This is a genomic window from Pseudomonas anuradhapurensis, from assembly GCF_014269225.2.
Taxonomy (GTDB): domain Bacteria; phylum Pseudomonadota; class Gammaproteobacteria; order Pseudomonadales; family Pseudomonadaceae; genus Aquipseudomonas; species Aquipseudomonas anuradhapurensis.
This window is the reverse complement of sequence record NZ_CP077097.1, coordinates 1,318,197-1,337,796: the sequence shown is the minus strand read 5'-3', so window position 1 is coordinate 1,337,796 and position 19,600 is coordinate 1,318,197. Positions and strand designations below refer to the sequence as shown.

Below are 19,600 nucleotides of genomic sequence, written 5' to 3'. Positions count from 1 at the left end.
TCAAGCCTTGATCGCGGCCTGACGACGCGGTGCCGCGCCCTTGGCCTGTACTTTGCCCGCCTTGCCAGCATTGCCCTGCACGGTGGTGCGCCAGCCCGAGCTGGTGAACACCTGCTCCACCGAGTCGATCTGGTATTGCCCGTCGAGGCCATCGACAAAACCATGCAGGTCGATGCTGCGTTCGGCGAACAGGTCGGTACGCCCCGGCATGTCCAGGCGCACCTGGGCGGTAGCGCGGTTGAAGCTGGCCAGGCGGGCCCTGGCTGCCTCCTCGGCGGCAGCGCGGTTGGGGTAGAGATGGCGGTCGGTATGCACCGGCCGCTGCCCCCCGGCGGCGTCATCGTTGCCCAGCTCGATGGTCCTGGCCTCGCCACTGGCTGCGTCGAAATGGCGGGTGCGCACGGCCTTGCGCGCGGCCTTGTCGTCAAGGCGAAAGTGCCACTGGCTGACCTCGCCACGGGTAATGCCGACCACGCCCAGGGGCGTGCCGCTGGCGCTCTGCCCGCCCTGGCGCGGCAATACCAGCAGTTGGCCATTGGCAAGTTTGGCGGTGCTGTCGTATTGGCGAGCCAGGCGGGTGATGAAGTTGAAGTCCGATTCGTTGACCTGGTCGACCCGAGGTACCTGCGTGAGCACTGGGCAGATTGCCTGCCAGCCATTGCGCGCACCGATGTCGGCGACGATGCGCTGCAACGGCACGGCTTCCCAGCTGCCGCTGCGGACGGTCCGGCCACTGCCGCGCAGGTCGCTGGCCTTGCCGCGAATCACCAAGGTATCGGGCGGGCCGGACAACTCGATTTCATCGACGGTGTAACGCCCCAGCCGGGTCAGCGGCTGGCCGGCGTAACCCAGATGCAGCTCGATCAGTGCACCGCGAGCCGGTACGGCCACGGTCCCGTCCCGGGCATCGATGCGCAGCTCGAAGTCATCCGCTTCCATGCCCGGTTTGTCGGTGGTCCGCAGCAGCAACAGGCGATCGTTGATCAGTGCGGTAATGTCCTTGCCATCGGCCTGGATGCGAAATTGTGGCTGCATGGCATCAGCTCCACAGCTGCACGACGTCAGCCGCTGCCAGCGCCAGTGCCGGCAAGCGGAACGTCACGCCGCTGCGAAATGGCTGCGCCTCATCGGCCAAGCCCTGGTTGGCTTGCAACACCGCTTCGACGCTGCCATCGAGATGCCCGTAATACTGCTGGCAGAGGGTATCGAGCAGGTCGCCCTCAGACGTTTTGCAGGTCTTGTCCATAACTGACGAACTCCAGTGAGAAACCTTGTTTGCGTGGAATGCCGCCAGCCAGCAAGGTGCCCTGCTCTTCCTCGATGCGGGTCAGGCACCAGGTGCCGAGCACTTCGCCATAGCCGGTGGTCAACGACAGCGGCAGCAGCTGGCGGCCGATGCCACGCAGGGCCTGCAGCTGGCCCAGCCCGCCCTTGAAGCCCGGGTAGATCGCGCCACGGATGGTGATGCTCTCTTCACCCTGGCTCACCGCCTGCTGGGCATGCTCGCGGCCCAGGCGCTCCTGCCCGGCCCAGCGAAAGCGCGTTTGCCGGCGCAGTTGATCGAAGGCGGCGGTGTCGAGGTTGAAGTAATACGGCGCGCTGTTGGCCTGCAGCGGCTGCAGTACCAGCAGGTGCGGGAACGGCTTGATCGCCTGCGCCGTCGGCGTTGCGTCCGGGGCGAAGCCGAAGGTCGACAACACACCGTTGGCGACCGAGCGCACATCCCCGATCACCCGCCGCACAGCCGCGCCGGCCTTGCCCAGGTGCTCGGTGAAGGCCTCGACGCGGGCGCGCACCTTGCGCACCACATCGAGGGCCTGGTCGTACTTGGCAATCACCTTGTCGACGCGCTGCCTGGCCGAGTCGATGGCGCGCAGGGTGCGCTGCAGGCGTTTGCCGATTTGCGGGCCGATCCATGGCAGGGCTTCGAGCTCGGCGGCCGCCTCCCTGGCATGGACGACCGCCTGGTTCATCGGGTCGAGCATGGCGTCGGCACGCCGACGCCCCGCCTCGCCCGCCTTGACCAGTGCATGCAAGCCGCCTTGCAACTGTTCCAGGTAGGTCATGGGTGCTCCTCATGGCTGTGGTTGATCGACCATCTGCACCGCGCGCGCCTGACGCATCAGGTCGTCGAGCACGCGGCGAGCGATGGTTTCCAGTTGTTGCAGGGTGGTCGGGTCATCGAAGCTGTTGTGCAAGGTCACCGGCATATTGGCGGTGAAGGTGAATTGCTGGTTGATGGCGGGTGGAGCCATAGCCGGGGACGGCGGTATCGAAACAGCAGGCGACGGCGTGGGCGGGCCGACGTTTTTCGGCAATCGGGTCGCCTGCTCGGGGAAACCGGCAACCTCCTGGTTCGCCTGCGGCATAGCCGAGCCGGCGACAGCTTGCCCGGCCTTGCCCGACGCGTCGCCAATGAGCTTGGCGCCCATGCCGCCCAGGTAACTGCCACCCAGGCTGCCCAGCAGGCCACCGACCGCGGCGCCGATCACGGTTCCGATACCCGGTACCACCGAGCCGATCATCGCGCCGGCTGCCGCACCACCGAGCCCACCGGCCGATGAACCGGCCAGGCTGCCAACCAACTGCGCTGTCGCAGTGGCAGGCAACGGTGCAGGTGTGCTGACGCCTTTCTGCAAGCGGCTTGGTTGTTCCGGGGAAGCGGCAATATCCTGGCTCGCCGCTGGCTCATCGGAGCCGACGACGGCTGCCACGGCCTTGCCCAACGCGCCCCCGACCCATTCACCGCCGATGCCGCCCAGATAACCGCCACCCAGGCTGCCCAGCAGGCCACCGACCGCGCCGCCGATCACGGTTCCTACACCCGGTACCACCGAGCCAAGCATGGCACCTGCTGCCGCGCCACCGAGCCACCCGGCCGAGGTGCCGGCCAGGTTGCCACCCAAGCCGCCGAAAACCTCGCCATAGCCTTGCAGCTTTTCCGCGGCAGTGCCGTCACTCTGGTAGATGTCGGCCACCTGCAGCGAGGTATCCAGCACTGCCGTCAGTGGCACGCGCTTGAACAGTGTTCCTGCCAATGGCAGCTGTTTGCCTGTGCCGAGCGAAGGTAGGGAAGAGACGCCCTGGGCAATGGCTTGCGCCTCCTCCAGCAAAGGCGCCTCGCTGCTTTGCGGCGCTGGCTTTTCCTCCTGCGTGATCCAGTTGAACAGCGCACCGCCGGCCTCCCCTCCCGCAGCCTCGCCCACCTGGCCGCCGAATTTGGCCCATTGCTCCTGCGCGGCCTCCTCCTGCGTTTTCTCTGCTGCGTTTCCAGCCGCCTGCTTGCGGGCCGGGTCTTTTTGCGCCTTGAGTTCAGCTTTGCGCTTGCTCTGACGCCTGCGCTGGCGACTCCCCCTGCTCATGCTGCTGCTCGAGGCTTTGCCCAGCGCTTTGCCTTTACCTTTGAACAGCAGCGGTGCCATGGCGCCCAGCATGCGACCGCCGATTTCACCGACGGCAGCGCCGACGCCACGTGCCCTTTCTTCGCCATCCTCGGCGGTGATGACCGCCTTGGCGACCTTGCCGAAGGTTTCGACACGGTTGTCCTGCCACTCCTTGGCAACACGCTGGCGTATCGCGCGCCGTCTTTCCGGGGGCAGTTTGCGCACGACGCCAGCGATAGCAGCCCCGCTACCGCCAGCGACCAACGCCAGGCCCGCGGCGAGGTTGCTCGTGCCGTCATCGGCATGCACGCCGGGAGCCTGCCTGGAAGCCTTCGCGGGACCTTGCGCAGGCGCTTGCACCTTGCCTGGTGCGGCTGCGCCTTGCCCCTGCACCACCGAGTGCCATTGTTGAAAGACATTGACCGTCATCTGCCCCGGCAGCGGCTTGAGCTGCGCCAGCCCGGCAATCACCCGGTCCAGCATCAGGTAATGCCGGCGCAAACGCTCAACGGCATCGGCTTCATCCAGCAGCCCGGCGATCGCCTGTTGGTCTTGCTGTGCCTGGTCCAGCGCCAGCTGGCGCTCGACCTGGCGTAGCTTGCCGAGCTCCACCCCCAGCCGGATCACTTCGCCGACGAGCCGGCCCAGCCGGGTGCCGTCAGCCTGCCTGCGCAGGCGTTCGACATCCCGGCGCAGCAGCTCGATGGCCTGGCCCAAGGGGTTGATGGCGGTGACGCCGAGCCCGAGCGAGAACAGCTGTGTGTTCGCCATAGGTTCCTCCTTGTCACGGGGCGAGCCACCAGACCATGTCGCTGTACGACATGGTCATGATTTCGCTCGCGGAAAAATTCAGCTCCTTGGCCAGCCGTCGGGCGGCGGCCTTTTGCCGGGCCGGGTCAAAGTTCGTCGTCCTGCACCAGGCGAAAATAACCGCTCTGCAGGCGGCTATAGTCCTTCAGTGTGAGGCCTTCGAGGTCCTTGATGCCGACCTCGGCCAGCGACGCGAACAGGTTCAGTTCACGCTGCTCGTCATCGTCCACGCCGCCGGCCTGGGCATTGCGGATATCGCGCACGGTCGGCGCCCGCAGCGACAGGCTGTCGACCTGGACGCCATTGGCTTCGCTGGGGCGTGACAGGCGCACGGTGACGCGGTCGGCGCTCAGGGTCAGCCATTGGGGCTGCTTGTTCACGTGAGCCATGGTCATCTCCTTACAAGCCAAGCGCGGCGCGCTGGGCGGCCAGTTGGTCAACGCCATCGATCACACGCTTCATGCCCAGCGCGTCGATCTCGTAGACCAGGCGGCCATCGACTTCGAGCTTGTAGTAGGTCAGGCCGACGCTGTGCTTGATCTCGGCCTTGTCACCGGACTTCCAGTCGCCCATGTCGATTTCCTTGAGCGTGCCACGCAGGGTGACCACTACCGGGTTGATCTTGCCCTTGAGGCCCTTGAAGGCGCCGCGGAACGTGCCGTTGAAGCCGCTGCCGTCGGCCAGGCCGAAGAACTTCAGCGCTTCGCGGCGCACGCCGGTGGTGGTGAAGGCCGCCTCCTGCTTCTCCATGCCCAGGTCCATCTCGACCGGCATGTCCATGCCGCCAGGGCGGTGCTCTTCCATCTTCAGGGTGAGTTTGGGCAGGGTCAGGCTGGGTACATCGCCCTGGAAGCTGACGCCATCGACGAACAGGTTCAGGTTGGCCAGGGTTTCGGGAATCATTGCCATGTGGATGCGCTCCTTAAGCGGCGGAATCGAGGACTTCGGTCAGCCACTGGTTGGTGACTTCGACGCGGAAATTGGGGTTTTCGGCAGGTGGCACATCGGTGAAGCGGATGTTCCAGTACACCTTGCCCTGCTCGAGCTGGCTGGCGGTGTTCAGCTCCGGGTCGGCGAAGACCTCGAAGTTGATGATCGCGCCCTGGTTCTTCAGGTCGCGCATGAAGGCCTGCAGGCCCTCGGTGACGTCCTTGACGTAGGTGGCGGTGATGGCGCGGTCGACAGCCCACTTGTGGCCGTAGAGGATCGCGTCCATGACGATGTCCAGGGTCCGTACGCGGGTGACGAACGCCCATTTCGGGTCGCTCGACAGGGTACGGTTGCCCCACAGGCGGAAGCCGTCGTCGCGGATGATGGTGGCGATGTTGGCGTTGTTCAGCAGGTTGGCGCGGCAGCTGTCATCACCATCGAGGAACTCCACCGGGCGGGTGGTACCGGTGATGCCGACGAACTCCTTGTTCGAGGGCGAGGCCCAGAAACCGTATTCGCGGTCGGTCCAGGCGAACAGGCCGGCGACCCAGGCCGAACCGGGCGCATCGAGGGTGGCTTGCTCGCCGTTATCCCAGTACTGCACGCCCGGGTCGACCAGGAAGGCGCGTTTGGCGCCGAAGTTCTTCGCGTAGTCGATGGCCGCCTGGTCGGTGCTGTTGGGGCCGTCGATGATGGCGATGCCGCGCAGCTTGTCGGCCAGGGCCACCAGTGCCGTGCCCACCGCCTGGGTGGCGCTGTGGCGCGGCGCTGCCAGCAGGCGTGGCTGGGCGTTGAAACGGCTCTTGCCGTCCAGCAGCGCCTGCAGGCCGGTGCGTTTGCCGTCGGCCTGCACCGCGCCGATGATCGCGGCGGTCTGCTCCGCTGCATCGTCCAGCTTGGCCACGCCGCAGGCGACGATGACCGCCTTGGCGCGGGTGTAGATGGCGCGGCAGGCTTTGGTGATGGCCGCGTTTTCGCCGAAGGCGGCGACCGCTTCACGCTCGCTGGTGATCAGCACCAGGTCGTTGGCCTTGGCCGTGGCGCCGGCGCCCTCGGTGAAGGTGTCGACCAGGCCGATGATCGAGGAAGAAGGCAGCGCGATGCTGCGGGCACCGGTGTCGATGTTTGTTACGGTGACGCCGTGGAAGAATCCAGCCATGTTTACTCCAGATATGAAAAGGCCCCGCAAAGCAGGGCCAAGTGGGACAGCGGAAAAGAAAACGCCCCGTCGGTGCGGGGCGTTATTCGACTAATTCAGCGAGCCAGGACGGCGCCACAGGGCGCTGACCGTCACTGGGGAACGACTCAACCTGGGGCCACTCGCGAAGCCACTTGCGATACTGCTGGAGTTGAGAATATTGCTCACTGGTCAGCGTGGTTTCGCCGTCAGCCTCTTGCTCATCACGATGGCGAGCAACAAGCGGGTCAGTAACCAGCAATTGTCCGTCACGCCATACGCGCGCCTGTTCCTCCAGCTCAGCCTTGGTTGGCTTGGGCGGATACGCCAGATATGGCATGCCGTCGGCCCCCCAACAGATAACCTTGCCGGCGCTTTTGCCGGCGAATAACTCAGCGTGTTGCTCCCGGGTTATCTCAAGCGCGTCTTCGGGAATAGCGTTATGAATCGCACTATCAAAGAAAGTCTTGCTCGATTTACTAGTGAAAATGGCCATAAGCAATCAATACCCTTTAATTAAGAATTCCACTGACTGCAACTTGCATAAGAGTCATCACGCTCCCTAATTGCCCGTGGCTTCCCAGTACACAACCCGCATGCTCTGTACGTTGTTATCAATAAACACCTGTGCGTCAACCCCGTTCTTCAATGGCATGCCTATGCTAAGCGCCTGTCGACAGGATCGATGAATCGCCACAGCGTCATAATCCGAGGTCCATATTCCGATTGACCCCACGACATTAAGGCATGCGTTGGGAAACTGGACCGGGAAAACAATATCGATAGCTGCACTTGAGCCACCGGTGGGCGCTAGAATGCAGCCCCACTGCCTGATTAAGCCGCTCGGCAACTTCTGGTAGCCGTTTACCCCCAGGTTTGCCAGGAACTGCCCGCTGTGCTTGTTCATCTGAGAGCCGCCGACCATACGCCACCCAGTCCCTACGTTAACCAGCACTACCGAATCCAGCGATGCCATTTCAAAGGAATTGACGGTATAACCTGCACCTGCTCCCGGGGCGATCAGTTCAGCTCCGTACGCTTTGATAGTTAAGGGCGAAGGATTGGCGCCAGAAGAGAAGTGAATCAAGGCACCAACGCCAACGCTCGCAATCGGTGGAAGCGTGATAGTTTTACCCGCCAGTTCGGCGGCTCCCACAAGCTGTGCCCCCATATGAGCAGCCGTCAGGGAGAGACTGTCTGTGATATTTATGACGCCCCTCAGGTTACCCAATGCTCGTTGTACGAACTCAGTGGTAGCCAGCGCCTTAGAGCTATCAAACTGTAATTGAGTTGTCCAAACTGCGGCCTTTAGCGCGCCAGAATAACGAATCGCCGCACTACCGTGCAGCGCGTACCACACACCATCACCAGGGATGCGCACAAGCGTCACGGTATCGCCGGGCAGCACCTCCAGCGTGGCTAGGTTGCCGTTACCCGCACGAATCGAGCCGCCCCCAGTTGCTGGCGCAATGGTCGTCGTACCGGCCCCTTGATTGTAAATGTGAAAAGCCCCGCCACCAGCAATATCGGCCACGTTAGGCAGCGTCAAGGTAATATTTGACGCAGTGTTCGTCGCCAGGGTGCTCCCGAGATCGTCAGCCGTCAGCACGCGGTTAGCGCTGATGTTGAATACAGAGAAACGGTAGTTCCCGAGGGCGCGCTGCACAAACTCGGTCGTGGCCAAGGATGTGTCAGCATAGAACTGGGCTGGTGTCGGACCTCTTGGGGCGCCGGTAAACACCGGACTGGCCAAAGGCGCCTTGAGCGCCAGGGCGTTGGTCACTGTCGTGGCGAAGTTCGGATCGTTGCCCAACGCCGCCGCCAACTCGTTGAGAGTGTCCAGAGCGCCCGGCGACGATGCCACCAACGCTGCAATTGCAGCCTGCACAAACGCGGTGTTCGCTAGCTGAGCCGTATTGGTCCCTGCCACCGCTGTGGGCGCCGTCGGCACGCCCGTCAGCGCGGGGCTGGCCAAGGGCGCTTTAAGCGCAAGTGCCTGGTCGACCTGCGTCTTTGTGTAGACATCGGTCAAGCCATACCCCGCCACCGTAGTCGGGTTGGTCGCAGCGATGACGCGGCCGTAAGTATCCACCGTGACGCTGCGGTAAGTGCCGCTAGCCACACCGGTGCGTCCAAACACCATTTCATACGCCAGGGCAGTAACCCCCAGGGTAATCGGCGCATCGGTCACCAGCTGCCAGACGCTTTCCGCGTTGACCGTGCCGCGTTCGACCAGCACCAGCATGCCAGGGGTTACCTTGGCGCTACTGTCCGCATCGGAACAGCGGGTCCAAGCGCCGCCGGCCACCAGATACAGGCCATTATCCTTGGCTGCGGTCTGGTTCTTCACCAACACCCGCGCCCCGGCAGTCAGCGCCACGCCATCAACCGTCTGCAACCCGGTCAAGGCAATGTTTGCCGTAGTCGCCGCCACCACCGAATGCTTGAAATCCTGCCTGGCCAGTTCCTCGGTAACCCACTCCCGAGTCGCCAGCACCACCGCCGGATCGATCTTCAGCTGCACATTGCTGGCGCTGCTGACCACCAGGTTCATCCGCACTACCTGGGTCCGTCCCGAGCCCTGGCTCAACAGCGGCTTGTAGGTGGGCGCGCAGTTGGCCACGGCAACCATGTCGCCATCGGCATCGTAAAGCGCGATCTCGCGAATCCACTTGCCGCCGACGTCAGCCGGGATGACCTGTTCGGCAATGATGATCGCGCTGTTCTTGTCATCCACCTTCAGCTGGTTCAACGGCGCGCGGCGCCATTCGTTGATCAGGCTGGTCTGGGTGGCATTCGGGGTAGGGTCGCTGCCGTTGGCATCGCCGACACCCATCTGGGTGATTTTCCAGGCAATGCCCAAGGCATCGGCATTGGCCTGTTTCGCCGCGCCCACGTTGGTGAGGATGGCGTAGAACTGAGAAGTCTGGTCAACCATGTGCAATGTCCAAGGTATCGATTGTGTGTTCACGGCCGCCACGCCCCACCACGCCGCTGACTTCGATGTCACGGGGCGCCAGCGGGTAGATGTCCAGTTCGTCGCCGTCCTGGATCGCGCAGCCGAAATGAAGGGCGCCACGGCTTTCGAGGCTGATCACCAGGCCGGTCAGGTGGCGGCTGACCGGGCGGGCGTCGTCGATCAGCGCAGACAGCTCCTGGTAGGTGCCTTCGCTGATGCCGGCATCGGAAACGCCGATCTTCAGCGCAAAGGTGCCCGCCGGGGCCGGCGGTGTGGTTTGCCACCATTCCTCTACCTCGATCAGGTAGCCGAACGGCTCCACTACCCGCCGCAGTGCACCCAAGGTGCCTTTGTGGGCATGGACGAAGAACGCCGAGCGGATCACCGAGCGTTTGATTTCATCGCTCCAGCTGTCCTCCCAACGGTCCACCGACCAGGCCCAGGCCAGTTGGTACAGAAGGTGCGCCGGGCAGGTAGCGGGGTTGTAGAGTTGGCGCAGGCTGACCTTGAGGTCCTCGTCGGCAGCCACTTCGATGGCCCGCTCCAGCGCAGTGCGGTTGAGCGGCAACAGGCTGTGCATGTCAGTTCCCCCGCTTCAGGGTGAAGCCGCTGCACCAGGCCGCCTGCGCCTTGCTCGGGCGGATGTCGGCCCAGCCATGCAACTCGACCCGGCTGACCCCATCGATGTGCAGTTGCGCATCGATGCCAGAGCGTGCCACTTCCACCCCCAGGCGTCGGCGCGGGTTGATCCAGGCCTGCAGGCGGCGTTGGCACTCGGCGAGAATCGCTTCGTACTCGGGGCCGTTGTCGGCCAGATACAGCACGGCATCGATGCGGTATGGCAGCACCTCGGCGCTACGTACGTTGACCCGGTCGGCCACCGGCCGGACATCGTCGTCATTGAGGTAAGCCGCTACCTGCGCCAGCAGCTCGGCACTGGCTTCGCCGTTACCTTCCAGGCTCAGCACGGTGACATCCACCACGGCCGGCGACGGGCTTTCGGCGGTGGCGTCAGCCACCTGGCCCGAAGCGTTGCGGGCATGCAGGATGTAACTGTTGCGCGGGCCGGCCGTGGTCAGGCCTTCATAAACCAGTTGCACCCGCTCACGCAGGGCATCGTCCGCCTCCAGCAGCGCCTCGACCGGCGGGACGCTGGCCAGGTCCTCGGCCTGGATCACCAGGCGCTGCAGGCCGACATTGGCCGCCAGCTGGTCAAGGTCGCTGCCCTGGGCATAGGCCAGCAGCAACGCCTTGGCGGCATCGTTGATGCGCGCCCGGTTGAGCAGCTTGCGGTAGGCGCCGACCTCGAGCAGCTTGGTGACCGGGTCGCTTTCCAGGTTGGCGGTCCAGGCGTCGCCCAGGTAATCCCGGAAGGTGTCCAGATCGGCCTGGTAGAGCGCTTCGTAGTCCAGGTCCTCCAGCAGCTGCGGGGTGGGCAGTTTCGACAGATCGACTTGGCTCATACGTTCACCTCCAGCAGCGCTTCGTCGCCCAGGTAGCGGCCGCTGAGCGCCAGGCTGACCTGACCGTCGAGCACCGCGACCACCCGGACCCGCTGCAGCTGCAGGCGCGGCTCCCAGCGGCCCAGCGCGCGCGCCACTTCGGCCTGCACGGCGCTCTTCCAGCCCTCGTTGACCGGCAAGTCGACGAAACGCCGCAGCTGGCTGCCGTATTCCGGGCGCATGCGCCGGCTGCCCAGCGGTGTGCCGAGGATGTCTTCGATGGACTGGCGCAGATGATCGATGCCGGCCAGTGGCTGGCCGGTGCGGCGGTCCATGCCGATCATGGTGCGCCGCCCTGTTCATGGGTATGCATGGCATTCTCCTGGTATGAAAAAGCCCGCATCGGCGGGCTTGATTCAGTGTTTGTGGTTGGCCGTGTTGCCGGCGGTGTCGATGATCCGCCCGCCGCCGTTGATATCGCCGCTGACCTGCAGCGGGCCATCGACCGTGACGTTGCCGGAAAGGTTGATCGCGGCGGCTTGCAGGCTGATCGCACCGTCACTGACCTGCAGCGTGGCGGCGCCAACCTTGATGGTCGCGCTGCCTGCCGGTAGCTGGATGTCGTAGTGGCTGGCCTGCCAGTCGTAGCTGAGCGAACCGCCGTCGGCGAAACGCCAGACCTCGGTGTGCCCGCGGTTGTCCGCTGCGCCACCGGCATTGCCATACAGGCCGGGCAGGAAGGTGCCCTGGGCCGGCTCGCCACTGGGGCTGAGCAGCACGCCCTGCTCGCCCAGGCTGGGTGCCCGCCAGTGCCTGGCCTGGCCGGCCGCCTGGGCGTGCCAGCGCAGCCAGGCGCTGGTCCAGCCGCTGCCGTCGGACACCCGCACCCGCGCCGCGGCAAGGTCCAGGGCGACCACCCGGCAGGGAATCACCATGCACGCCAGCATGCGGTCATGCATGGCGCTGACGTAGCTCATGACAGATCCTCCGGGGCCACATAGTGCGCTTCGTTACCCAGGCCGATATCGGGTGCGAAGCCCAATGCCAGGCTCCCGGGCGGCTGGTCCGGCCAGTTCCAGCGCGGCTCGCCGAGCAGCACCGGCTGGTCCCAGCGCACGGTCCAGGCGTTGCCCTGGAACTGCGCCTGCAGGTTGCGGCTGGCTTCGACGAAATCCAGCGCCCAATGCTGCTGGCGCAGCAGGTCCATCAGTTGCGCGGCCAGCAGGCTGCCCTGCAGCCGCGCTTCTGGGTTGGCGCTGTCGGCGGTGATATCCGCCTCGAAGGTGGCAATCAACACCGAGCGGCCGTCCCGCGGGGCGGCATCCGCCGTCATGCGGACGATGCCGTGACGCAGAGAAGGCCGTTCGGGGACATTTCCTACGGCGGTATAGGCATCTACCGATGCCAACTCCGGCATTGCCTCACGGATGGTTGCCGTCACTGCGCCATGTAAAGTGGCCAGTTCGCTCATGCGTATTCCTCCTTAACGCTCGTCGCGCTGTGTGCTGTCGCGCAGGCCCAGACGCCGGGTCGCCCAGCGTTCATAAAGGCGCATGGCAACATCGGCGCCGCCTACCGCTGTCATGCAGCCCAATGCACTGGCCGCCCAGATCGACAGGCCGCCGGCATACAACAGCATCACCGTCGACACACCGCAGGCCATGCAGGCCCCGGAGCGCAACAGCAGCCGTCGCAGCAGCGACCAACCCGTGGCGCCGGCCTTGTCGGCCCGCCACATTTCGCCGCTCAGACCGCCCAGCAATGCCAGGACGATTACCAGCCAGAGCGGCATCTCGAGTAACGCCTGTTGCTCGTTCGTCACTGTCCTGTCTCCTGTGTAATGCCTGTTGGCGCAGGCCAACAGGTCGGTTATGGATGCTTTGCCTTGAACACCTCGGCATTCCAAAAAGCCCGGCTCGCCAGGCTTTTCAGTAATGCGTTGGCGAACCGCCGGCCACGACTGGTGACGCCGCGCGGTTCCGCTGCTGATTGATGACTCCGACCGCGGCCACCTGCCCGCCGGATAACTGATCGTGGTGCTTTACGCTGCACACCCGGGCCAGTTGCCAACCCTCTGGACAGTTGAGGCCTGTCCATCGCTGCCTGTGTAACAACCGGTTTACATCCGGCTTGAGACACAGGCTATGCATTTGCGCATATGCAGTCAATGCATTTCTGAAAATTTCTATGCGTAAGTTTTGCTGAAATGCATGCAGGCCGTGCACCTCCTGGCTTGTAGGACTTTTCCAAAGGCGAAAAAAAACCCGCCGAAGCGGGTTTTGCCAACGCGGGGTTGTCAGCGAGCGTACATGCCCCACCAGAATACATGCCCGAGCAAGCTGATCTGCTCGTCCTGCATCTGCTGGAAGCTGTAGTCCTCGTCGGGGTGTTCGTCGCGGTTGAAACTGCGCAGGCGGATACCGGTAGGCAGGCGATAGACCTGCTTCACCCGCAACTGGCCGTTGTGATTGATGGCATAGAGGTCGCCATCGATGATGTCGCCAATCGAGCACTTGCCGGTATTCACCCCGACCGTCGCGCCGTCACGCAGCACCGGCAACATGCTGTTGCCGCGCACGGTCACGCACTTGGCCTGGTCGAACTGCACGCCGTTGTGGCGCAGGCTGCGCTTGCCGAAGCGCAGGCGCGCGTGCTCGCTTTCTTCAATGACGAATCTTCCTGATCCTGCTGCCAATTCGACCTCGCGAAGGAAAGGTACCGACACCTCGTCATCCTCGACGGGGGTTTCATCGTCCCACAGGCTGATGTCGCTGAGGTCGACATGGCCGTGGGCCGGCAGCGCGGCCTCGCGAGACTCGCCAAGCGCGGCGCGGCCACGCAATTGCTCGGTGCTCACGCCGAAGTACTCGGCGATCTTCGACACATGTTTGTCGGAGGGGTCGACGATCTTGCCGCCGAGAATCCGCGACAAGGTGGATTGAGGAACCCCCGTGCGCCGGTACAGCTCCGTCGGGGACAGGCCGTGGCGGTCGAGGAGTTCTCTGAGTACGGAGGCTACGTTGCGTTTTTGCATAGCATGCATAATGCAGGCATGCGCCAGGAAATGCAATGCGCGCCGCGGCGCGATGATGCATGCAGCGGCGCGCCTGCATCTGCTCGAAAAAGCCTGTACCATTGCCGGTTTCACCAACGCCAACCAGATCACCCGCTGTAAGGCCCTGAATGTCCGATCTTTCCGCACACACCCCGATGATGCAGCAGTACTGGAAGCTGAAGAACCAGCACCCGGACCAGCTGATGTTCTACCGCATGGGCGACTTCTACGAAATCTTCTACGAAGACGCGAAAAAGGCTGCGAAACTGCTGGACATCACCCTGACCGCGCGCGGTCAGTCGGCCGGCCAGTCGATCCCCATGTGCGGGATTCCGTTCCATTCGCTGGAGGGCTACCTGGCCAAGCTGGTCAAGCTCGGCGAATCGGTGGTGATCTGCGAGCAGATTGGCGACCCGGCCACCAGCAAGGGCCCGGTGGAACGCCAGGTGGTGCGCATCATCACCCCCGGCACGGTCAGTGACGAGGCCCTGCTCGACGAACGCCGCGACAACCTGATTGCCGCGCTGCTGGGTGACGAACGCCTGTTCGGCCTGGCCGTGCTGGACATCACCAGCGGCAACTTCAGCGTGCAGGAGATCAAGGGCTGGGAAAACCTGCTGGCCGAGCTCGAGCGCCTCAACCCGGTCGAGCTGCTGATCCCCGACGACTGGCCACGCGACCTGCCGGCCGAAAAGCGCCCAGGCGCCCGTCGCCGCGCGCCGTGGGACTTCGACCGCGACTCGGCGCGCAAAGCCCTGTGCCAACAATTCGCGACCAAGGACCTCAAGGGCTTTGGCTGCGACAAGCTGACCCTGGCCATCGGCGCCGCCGGCTGCCTGTTGATCTACGCCAAGGAAACCCAGCGCACTGCCCTGCCGCACCTGCGCAGCCTGCGCCACGAACGGCTGGACGACACGGTCATCCTCGACGGCGCCAGCCGCCGCAACCTGGAGCTGGACATCAACCTCGCTGGCGGGCGTGACAACACCCTGCAGTCGGTCATCGACCGCTGCCAGACCGCCATGGCCAGCCGCCTGCTGAGCCGCTGGCTGAACCGCCCGTTGCGCGACCTCAAGGTGCTGCAGGCCCGCCAGGACTCGATCCGTTGCCTGCTCGACGGCTACCGCTTCGAGAAGCTGCAGCCGCAACTCAAGGAAATTGGCGATATCGAGCGGATCCTCGCCCGTATCGGCCTGCGCAACGCCCGCCCACGCGACCTGGCACGCCTGCGCGATGCGCTGGGTGCGCTGCCCGAGCTGCAGAACGCCATGGCCGAGCTGGAGGCGCCGCACCTGGCGCGCCTGGCCGCCATTACCGGTACCTACCCGGAGCTGGCCAGCCTGCTGGAGCGGGCGATCATCGACAACCCACCGGCGGTAATCCGCGATGGCGGCGTGCTCAAGCCCGGCTATGACAACGAGCTGGACGAGTTGCTGGCGATCAGCGAGAACGCCGGCCAGTTCCTGATCGACCTGGAAGCCCGGGAAAAGGCCCGCACCGGCCTGGCCAACCTCAAGGTCGGCTACAACCGCGTGCACGGCTATTTCATCGAGCTGCCGACCAAACAGGCGGAGCAGGCGCCAGGCGACTATATCCGCCGCCAGACCCTCAAGGGTGCCGAGCGCTTCATCACCCCGGAGCTGAAGGCGTTCGAGGACAAGGCGCTGTCGGCCAAAAGCCGCGCGCTGGCCCGCGAGAAGATGCTCTACGACGGCTTGCTGGAAACCCTGATCAGCCACCTGGCGCCGCTGCAGGACAGCGCCGCCGCACTGGCTGAACTGGACGTGCTCAGCAACCTGGCCGAACGTGCGCTGAACCTGGACCTGAACTGCCCGCGCTTCGTCGACGAGCCGTGCCTGCGCATCGAGCAAGGCCGCCACCCGGTGGTGGAACAGGTACTGACCACGCCGTTCGTGGCCAACGACCTGGGCCTGGACGACAACACGCGCATGCTGATCATTACCGGCCCGAACATGGGCGGTAAGTCCACCTACATGCGCCAGACCGCCCTGATCGTGCTGCTGGCGCATATCGGCAGCTTCGTGCCAGCGGCCAGTTGCGAACTGTCGCTGGTCGACCGCATCTTCACCCGTATCGGTTCCAGCGACGACCTGGCCGGCGGGCGCTCGACCTTCATGGTCGAAATGAGCGAAACCGCCAACATCCTGCACAACGCGACCGACCGCAGCCTGGTGCTGATGGACGAAGTGGGCCGCGGCACCAGTACCTTCGACGGCCTGTCGCTGGCCTGGGCTGCCGCCGAGCGGCTGGCCCAGCTGCGTGCCTACACGCTGTTCGCCACGCACTACTTCGAGCTCACCGTGCTGCCCGAAAGCGAGCCGCTGGTGGCCAACGTGCACCTGAACGCCACCGAGCACAATGAACGCATCGTGTTCCTGCACCATGTGCTGCCCGGCCCGGCCAGCCAAAGCTACGGCCTGGCCGTGGCCCAGCTGGCAGGCGTACCGACGGCGGTCATCCAGCGTGCCCGCGAACACCTGGCACGCCTGGAAACCACCAGCCTGCCGCATGAACAACCGCCGGCCCACAAGGCCAAGGATGTGCCACAGGTACCGCACCAGAGCGACCTGTTCGCCAGCCTGCCACACCCGGCCATCGAGAAGCTGGGCAAGCTGCAACTGGACGACATGACCCCGCGTCAAGCTATCGAAACGCTATATCAACTAAAGAACCTGTTATAACGGCGCCCACTACAAGCTGGTAGAATCCGCCGCGGTTTGCTGGTGCTGCAGGTTATTAGCCTGGCCTGCAGCCATATGCCTGTAAACCGCGCGGCCCTGAGAGGAAGGGCCGCCGCCGTCGCCTGAGGAGAGAACTAGAAATGACCTTCGTCGTCACCGACAACTGCATCAAATGCAAATACACCGACTGCGTGGAAGTCTGTCCGGTGGACTGCTTCTACGAAGGCCCGAACTTCCTGGTCATTCACCCGGACGAGTGCATCGACTGCGCCCTGTGCGAACCGGAATGCCCGGCACAAGCCATTTTCTCGGAAGACGAAGTGCCAGCGGGCATGGAAAACTTCATCGAGCTGAACGCCGAACTGGCGGACATCTGGCCGAACATCACCGAGCGTAAGGACGCTCTGCCAGACGCTGAAGAGTGGGATGGCAAGACCGGCAAGATCGAACACCTCGAGCGCGGATAGCGCCGACACGAAAAAGGCCCCTCGGGGCCTTTTTTGCTTTTCCGCAGGCAAAAAAAGGGGCGGTTTGACCCGCCCACATTTTTTTCCGTAGTCCCTGCTTGTCCCTGACATCATCCTGATGAAATCGCTTCTTGCGATGTCCTTGGCCTTCATCCTGAAAACCTGTGCATGTCCCTGTGCACAGTTCGAATACTAGCGGCTTGAGCCGGGCCGGCAACTGCGAAATCTCACAGAGTGTTGCCAGTGACACAATTCCTAACGCCTAAATAAACCAGCTATTTCAATGAGTTGGGAATTTACGTTTTTTGGGTGCGACAATGATTTACCTACAGCTACGTAGAAGGCTTACAAAAGAAGTAAGCAAAGGCTTACACGCACTGTTAACAGGGTAGCGCTGTACATAATGTTACGGGCCTCGAACCCGTGCGGCCTGTCGACGCCTGGCGCCACGGCGCAAACAAACAAAAACGCCCCGAGGTCATCGAGGCGTTTCATGCTGCAGGCATTCGCTACTATTGGAATAGCGACTCACTGGACAGCCCGTTCTTCTCAAGGATCTCGCGCAGGCGCTTGAGCCCTTCTACCTGGATCTGCCGCACCCGTTCACGGGTCAGGCCGATTTCCAGGCCGACATCCTCGAGCGTGCTGCTTTCATGCCCACGCAGGCCAAAGCGCCGCACGACCACCTCACGCTGCTTGTCAGTCAGCTCGCCCAGCCACTGGTCGATGCTCTGCGACAGGTCGTCATCCTGCAACAGCTCGCACGGGTCGGTCGGGCGGTCGTCGGTCAGGGTATCGAGCAGGGTCTTGTCCGAGTCCGGGCCAAGCGACACATCCACCGAAGACACCCGCTCGTTCAGGCCCAGCATGCGCTTGACCTCGCCGACCGGCTTTTCCAGCAGCGTGGCGATTTCTTCCGGCGACGGCTCGTGGTCAAGCTTCTGCGTCAGTTCGCGGGCAGCGCGCAGGTAAACGTTCAGTTCCTTGACCACGTGGATCGGCAGGCGAATGGTGCGGGTCTGGTTCATGATCGCCCGTTCGATGGTCTGGCGAATCCACCAGGTCGCATAGGTCGAGAAACGGAAACCGCGTTCCGGGTCGAACTTCTCGACCGCACGAATCAGACCAAGGTTGCCCTCCTCGATCAGGTCGAGCAGCGACAGGCCACGGTTCACGTAACGACGGGCGATTTTGACAACCAGGCGCAGGTTGCTTTCGATCATGCGCTTGCGGCCGGCAGGGTCGCCCTTTTGCGACAGGCGCGCAAAGTGCACTTCCTCTTCCGGCGAAAGCAGAGGTGAGAATCCGATCTCGTTGAGATACAGCTGGGTGGCATCGAGCGCCCGACTGTAATCGATGTACTTGTGTTGCTTGAGCGAAGAGCCCGATTTGGCCCTCGTCCGAACCGAAGATACAGCAGGTTCGTCTGACACCACATCCGTTTCCAAAACGATACCCGTCTCCATCAGGAGGACGTCATCGTCGATGTCAAACTCCGGCACTTCTTTACTGAGAGCCATTGTTATAGTCCTTTGCTGAGTTCGAACTCAGACTCGAGCGGCACCTTTCTCCCTGGCAGCGCTGGAGCCTGTCCCCTCTACATCAGCGGAACAGGCCAGGTACAACAGTCAACGACGTGGCAGGAACTGGAGCGGATCGACGGGTTTGCCCTGGCGGCGAATCTCGAAATGCAGCTTCACCCGATCTGTGCCCGTGGACCCCATTTCAGCAATCGACTGCCCTGCCTTGACCTGCTGCCCCTCCCGAACCAACAGCCTGCGGTTATGACCGTAGGCACTGACGTAGGTGTCGCTGTGCTTGATGATGATCAGCTCGCCGTAGCCCCGCAGCCCACTCCCGGCGTAGACCACTGCACCATCAGACGCAGCAAAAACAGGCTGTCCCAAATCACCGGCGATATCAATGCCTTTATTCAAACTACCGTTTGAAGCGAATTTTCCAATCAGCACGCCATTGGCTGGCCAGGTCCAACCGCCCACCGCGCGCTCCGCGGCGGGCACGCTGGCAACCACCGGGGCGCTGCTGGAGGCTGCCGGCGCGGCCGGTTTGCCAGGGCTGGCAGGTGCCGTGGCGGTGCTGCCGGCAGGCCGCCGGATGACCGTGGTCTTGCTTGACGACGAGGGGCTGGATACCACCGTGGTACTGCCGGACGCACCGCTGCTGAAACGAATCGCTTGCCCCGGGCGAATGGTGTAAGGCGCCGCGATGCCGTTACGTGCGGCCAGCTCCTTGTAGTCCCAGCCATAGCGGAAGGCGATGGAGAACAGCGTATCGCCCGGCTTGACGATGTACTGCCCGGAAGTAACCGCTGGGCGCTTGGGTACGGTGTTGTTGCGGTCGACCACCCGCGCGCTGTTGCTGCTGGTGCTCGAACAACCCACCAGTAGCGTACTCATGGCCAGTGCAATCACCAGAAGCGTGAAACCCGACCCGTCCTTGCGCTGCCGAATGACTGTGTGACCCACCCGCGCTCCCCTCATGGTGCCGAAAACGATATGAAGACAAGAAATGCAATAATGTTGCAATTATAACCAAGCCGGCCGCTCTTGGCAGGCAGGTTGTATGACTGCTGCAACGCTACGGCGCAAACTGTGCGCCAGCGCTTCACCCCGCCAGATAGACAGGGCGAAGCAACAGGAATTCGCCAGCAGCGC

At 63.6% G+C, this 19,600-nt stretch carries 20 protein-coding genes and 1 pseudogene; 2 read left to right on the top strand and 19 right to left on the bottom strand.

Going from position 1 to position 19,600, the window contains the following annotated elements; translation table 11 throughout:
• From HU763_RS06075 to HU763_RS06000, 17 genes and pseudogenes are all read right to left on the bottom strand, one after another.
• Positions 1-1,035, bottom strand: coding sequence for a phage late control D family protein (locus tag HU763_RS06075; RefSeq protein WP_186689797.1), 1,035 nt, complete (start codon positions 1,033-1,035; stop codon positions 1-3).
• A gap of 4 nt (positions 1,036-1,039) precedes the next feature.
• The gene (locus HU763_RS06070; protein ID WP_170028686.1) at positions 1,040-1,246 is read right to left on the bottom strand and encodes a tail protein X; all 207 of its coding nucleotides are present in this window, start codon (positions 1,244-1,246) and stop codon (positions 1,040-1,042) included.
• On the bottom strand, positions 1,221-2,066 hold the full coding sequence (locus HU763_RS06065; RefSeq protein ID WP_186689799.1) for a phage tail protein: 846 nt from the start codon (positions 2,064-2,066) through the stop codon (positions 1,221-1,223). The genes HU763_RS06070 and HU763_RS06065 overlap by 26 nt, the downstream gene beginning before the upstream one ends.
• Before the next feature lie 9 nt (positions 2,067-2,075).
• Positions 2,076-4,154, bottom strand: a complete 2,079-nt coding sequence (locus tag HU763_RS06060) for a hypothetical protein (protein WP_186689801.1) — start codon at positions 4,152-4,154, stop codon at positions 2,076-2,078.
• Between the two features lie 125 nt (positions 4,155-4,279).
• Positions 4,280-4,582 (bottom strand): phage tail assembly protein, encoded by a 303-nt coding sequence (locus HU763_RS06055; RefSeq protein ID WP_170028683.1) that lies wholly within the window; start codon positions 4,580-4,582, stop codon positions 4,280-4,282.
• A gap of 10 nt (positions 4,583-4,592) precedes the next feature.
• The gene (locus HU763_RS06050) at positions 4,593-5,102 is read right to left on the bottom strand and encodes a phage major tail tube protein (protein WP_170028682.1); all 510 of its coding nucleotides are present in this window, start codon (positions 5,100-5,102) and stop codon (positions 4,593-4,595) included.
• Positions 5,103-5,115: 13 nt separating this feature from the next.
• Entirely contained in the window at positions 5,116-6,282 is a 1,167-nt protein-coding gene (locus tag HU763_RS06045) for a phage tail sheath subtilisin-like domain-containing protein (protein ID WP_186689803.1), read from the bottom strand.
• 82 nt (positions 6,283-6,364) lie between these two features.
• Positions 6,365-6,796 carry a phage tail assembly chaperone gene (locus HU763_RS06040; protein ID WP_186689805.1) on the bottom strand — a complete coding sequence of 144 codons (432 nt, stop codon included), beginning with the start codon at positions 6,794-6,796 and terminating at the stop codon, positions 6,365-6,367.
• A 66-nt stretch (positions 6,797-6,862) separates the two neighbouring features.
• The gene (locus tag HU763_RS24990) at positions 6,863-7,207 is read right to left on the bottom strand and encodes a gp53-like domain-containing protein (RefSeq protein ID WP_420831049.1); all 345 of its coding nucleotides are present in this window, start codon (positions 7,205-7,207) and stop codon (positions 6,863-6,865) included.
• An 819-nt stretch (positions 7,208-8,026) separates the two neighbouring features.
• Positions 8,027-9,238: pseudogene (locus tag HU763_RS24665) on the bottom strand (phage tail protein); the annotation flags it as partial.
• A complete protein-coding gene (locus tag HU763_RS06030) occupies positions 9,231-9,839 on the bottom strand; it encodes a phage tail protein I (RefSeq protein WP_186689807.1) in 609 nt (202 codons plus the stop codon). The pseudogene HU763_RS24665 and the gene HU763_RS06030, both read right to left, overlap by 8 nt.
• 1 nt (position 9,840) lies before the next feature.
• Positions 9,841-10,722: a baseplate assembly protein gene (locus HU763_RS06025; protein ID WP_186689809.1), complete on the bottom strand. Its 882-nt coding sequence runs from the start codon at positions 10,720-10,722 to the stop codon at positions 9,841-9,843.
• Positions 10,719-11,045 carry a GPW/gp25 family protein gene (locus HU763_RS06020; RefSeq protein ID WP_170028676.1) on the bottom strand — a complete coding sequence of 109 codons (327 nt, stop codon included), beginning with the start codon at positions 11,043-11,045 and terminating at the stop codon, positions 10,719-10,721. The genes HU763_RS06025 and HU763_RS06020 overlap by 4 nt, the downstream gene beginning before the upstream one ends.
• Before the next feature lie 72 nt (positions 11,046-11,117).
• Positions 11,118-11,678, bottom strand: a complete 561-nt coding sequence (locus HU763_RS06015) for a phage baseplate assembly protein V (RefSeq protein WP_170028675.1) — start codon at positions 11,676-11,678, stop codon at positions 11,118-11,120.
• A complete protein-coding gene (locus HU763_RS06010; protein WP_186679167.1) occupies positions 11,675-12,172 on the bottom strand; it encodes a hypothetical protein in 498 nt (165 codons plus the stop codon). The genes HU763_RS06015 and HU763_RS06010 overlap by 4 nt, the downstream gene beginning before the upstream one ends.
• Before the next feature lie 12 nt (positions 12,173-12,184).
• Positions 12,185-12,523 carry a phage holin family protein gene (locus HU763_RS06005; protein WP_170028673.1) on the bottom strand — a complete coding sequence of 113 codons (339 nt, stop codon included), beginning with the start codon at positions 12,521-12,523 and terminating at the stop codon, positions 12,185-12,187.
• A gap of 474 nt (positions 12,524-12,997) precedes the next feature.
• A complete protein-coding gene (locus HU763_RS06000; RefSeq protein ID WP_170028672.1) occupies positions 12,998-13,744 on the bottom strand; it encodes a LexA family transcriptional regulator in 747 nt (248 codons plus the stop codon).
• A 140-nt stretch (positions 13,745-13,884) separates the two neighbouring features.
• On the opposite strand from HU763_RS06000, the gene mutS reads away from it, so the two are divergent.
• Entirely contained in the window at positions 13,885-16,458 is a 2,574-nt protein-coding gene (gene mutS / locus HU763_RS05995) for a DNA mismatch repair protein MutS (protein ID WP_186689811.1), read from the top strand.
• A 140-nt stretch (positions 16,459-16,598) separates the two neighbouring features.
• Positions 16,599-16,925, top strand: coding sequence for a ferredoxin FdxA (fdxA, locus tag HU763_RS05990; RefSeq protein ID WP_186689813.1), 327 nt, complete (start codon positions 16,599-16,601; stop codon positions 16,923-16,925).
• A 512-nt stretch (positions 16,926-17,437) separates the two neighbouring features.
• On the opposite strand, the gene rpoS is transcribed toward fdxA, so the two are convergent.
• Together rpoS and HU763_RS05980 are read right to left on the bottom strand one after the other, a co-directional pair.
• Complete coding sequence (gene rpoS, locus HU763_RS05985; RefSeq protein ID WP_170028669.1) at positions 17,438-18,445, bottom strand: RNA polymerase sigma factor RpoS; 1,008 nt, start codon at positions 18,443-18,445, stop codon at positions 17,438-17,440.
• Positions 18,446-18,553: 108 nt separating this feature from the next.
• Positions 18,554-19,411: a peptidoglycan DD-metalloendopeptidase family protein gene (locus HU763_RS05980; RefSeq protein ID WP_170034072.1), complete on the bottom strand. Its 858-nt coding sequence runs from the start codon at positions 19,409-19,411 to the stop codon at positions 18,554-18,556.
• Positions 19,412-19,600 lie beyond the last annotated feature (189 nt).

Bases quoted from the DNA above. Each gene is read 5' to 3' on its own strand.
- HU763_RS06075 (WP_186689797.1), bottom strand. From the start codon at position 1,035: ATGCAGCCACAATTTCGCATCCAGGCCGATGGCAAGGACATTACCGCA.
- HU763_RS06070 (WP_170028686.1), bottom strand. From the start codon at position 1,246: ATGGACAAGACCTGCAAAACGTCTGAGGGCGACCTGCTCGATACCCTC.
- HU763_RS06065 (WP_186689799.1), bottom strand. From the start codon at position 2,066: ATGACCTACCTGGAACAGTTGCAAGGCGGCTTGCATGCACTGGTCAAG.
- HU763_RS06060 (WP_186689801.1), bottom strand. From the start codon at position 4,154: ATGGCGAACACACAGCTGTTCTCGCTCGGGCTCGGCGTCACCGCCATC.
- HU763_RS06055 (WP_170028683.1), bottom strand. From the start codon at position 4,582: ATGGCTCACGTGAACAAGCAGCCCCAATGGCTGACCCTGAGCGCCGAC.
- HU763_RS06050 (WP_170028682.1), bottom strand. From the start codon at position 5,102: ATGGCAATGATTCCCGAAACCCTGGCCAACCTGAACCTGTTCGTCGAT.
- HU763_RS06045 (WP_186689803.1), bottom strand. From the start codon at position 6,282: ATGGCTGGATTCTTCCACGGCGTCACCGTAACAAACATCGACACCGGT.
- HU763_RS06040 (WP_186689805.1), bottom strand. From the start codon at position 6,796: ATGGCCATTTTCACTAGTAAATCGAGCAAGACTTTCTTTGATAGTGCG.
- HU763_RS24990 (WP_420831049.1), bottom strand. From the start codon at position 7,207: ATGAACAAGCACAGCGGGCAGTTCCTGGCAAACCTGGGGGTAAACGGC.
- HU763_RS06030 (WP_186689807.1), bottom strand. From the start codon at position 9,839: ATGCACAGCCTGTTGCCGCTCAACCGCACTGCGCTGGAGCGGGCCATC.
- HU763_RS06025 (WP_186689809.1), bottom strand. From the start codon at position 10,722: ATGAGCCAAGTCGATCTGTCGAAACTGCCCACCCCGCAGCTGCTGGAG.
- HU763_RS06020 (WP_170028676.1), bottom strand. From the start codon at position 11,045: ATGATCGGCATGGACCGCCGCACCGGCCAGCCACTGGCCGGCATCGAT.
- HU763_RS06015 (WP_170028675.1), bottom strand. From the start codon at position 11,678: ATGAGCTACGTCAGCGCCATGCATGACCGCATGCTGGCGTGCATGGTG.
- HU763_RS06010 (WP_186679167.1), bottom strand. From the start codon at position 12,172: ATGAGCGAACTGGCCACTTTACATGGCGCAGTGACGGCAACCATCCGT.
- HU763_RS06000 (WP_170028672.1), bottom strand. From the start codon at position 13,744: ATGCATGCTATGCAAAAACGCAACGTAGCCTCCGTACTCAGAGAACTC.
- mutS (WP_186689811.1), top strand. From the start codon at position 13,885: ATGTCCGATCTTTCCGCACACACCCCGATGATGCAGCAGTACTGGAAG.
- fdxA (WP_186689813.1), top strand. From the start codon at position 16,599: ATGACCTTCGTCGTCACCGACAACTGCATCAAATGCAAATACACCGAC.
- rpoS (WP_170028669.1), bottom strand. From the start codon at position 18,445: ATGGCTCTCAGTAAAGAAGTGCCGGAGTTTGACATCGACGATGACGTC.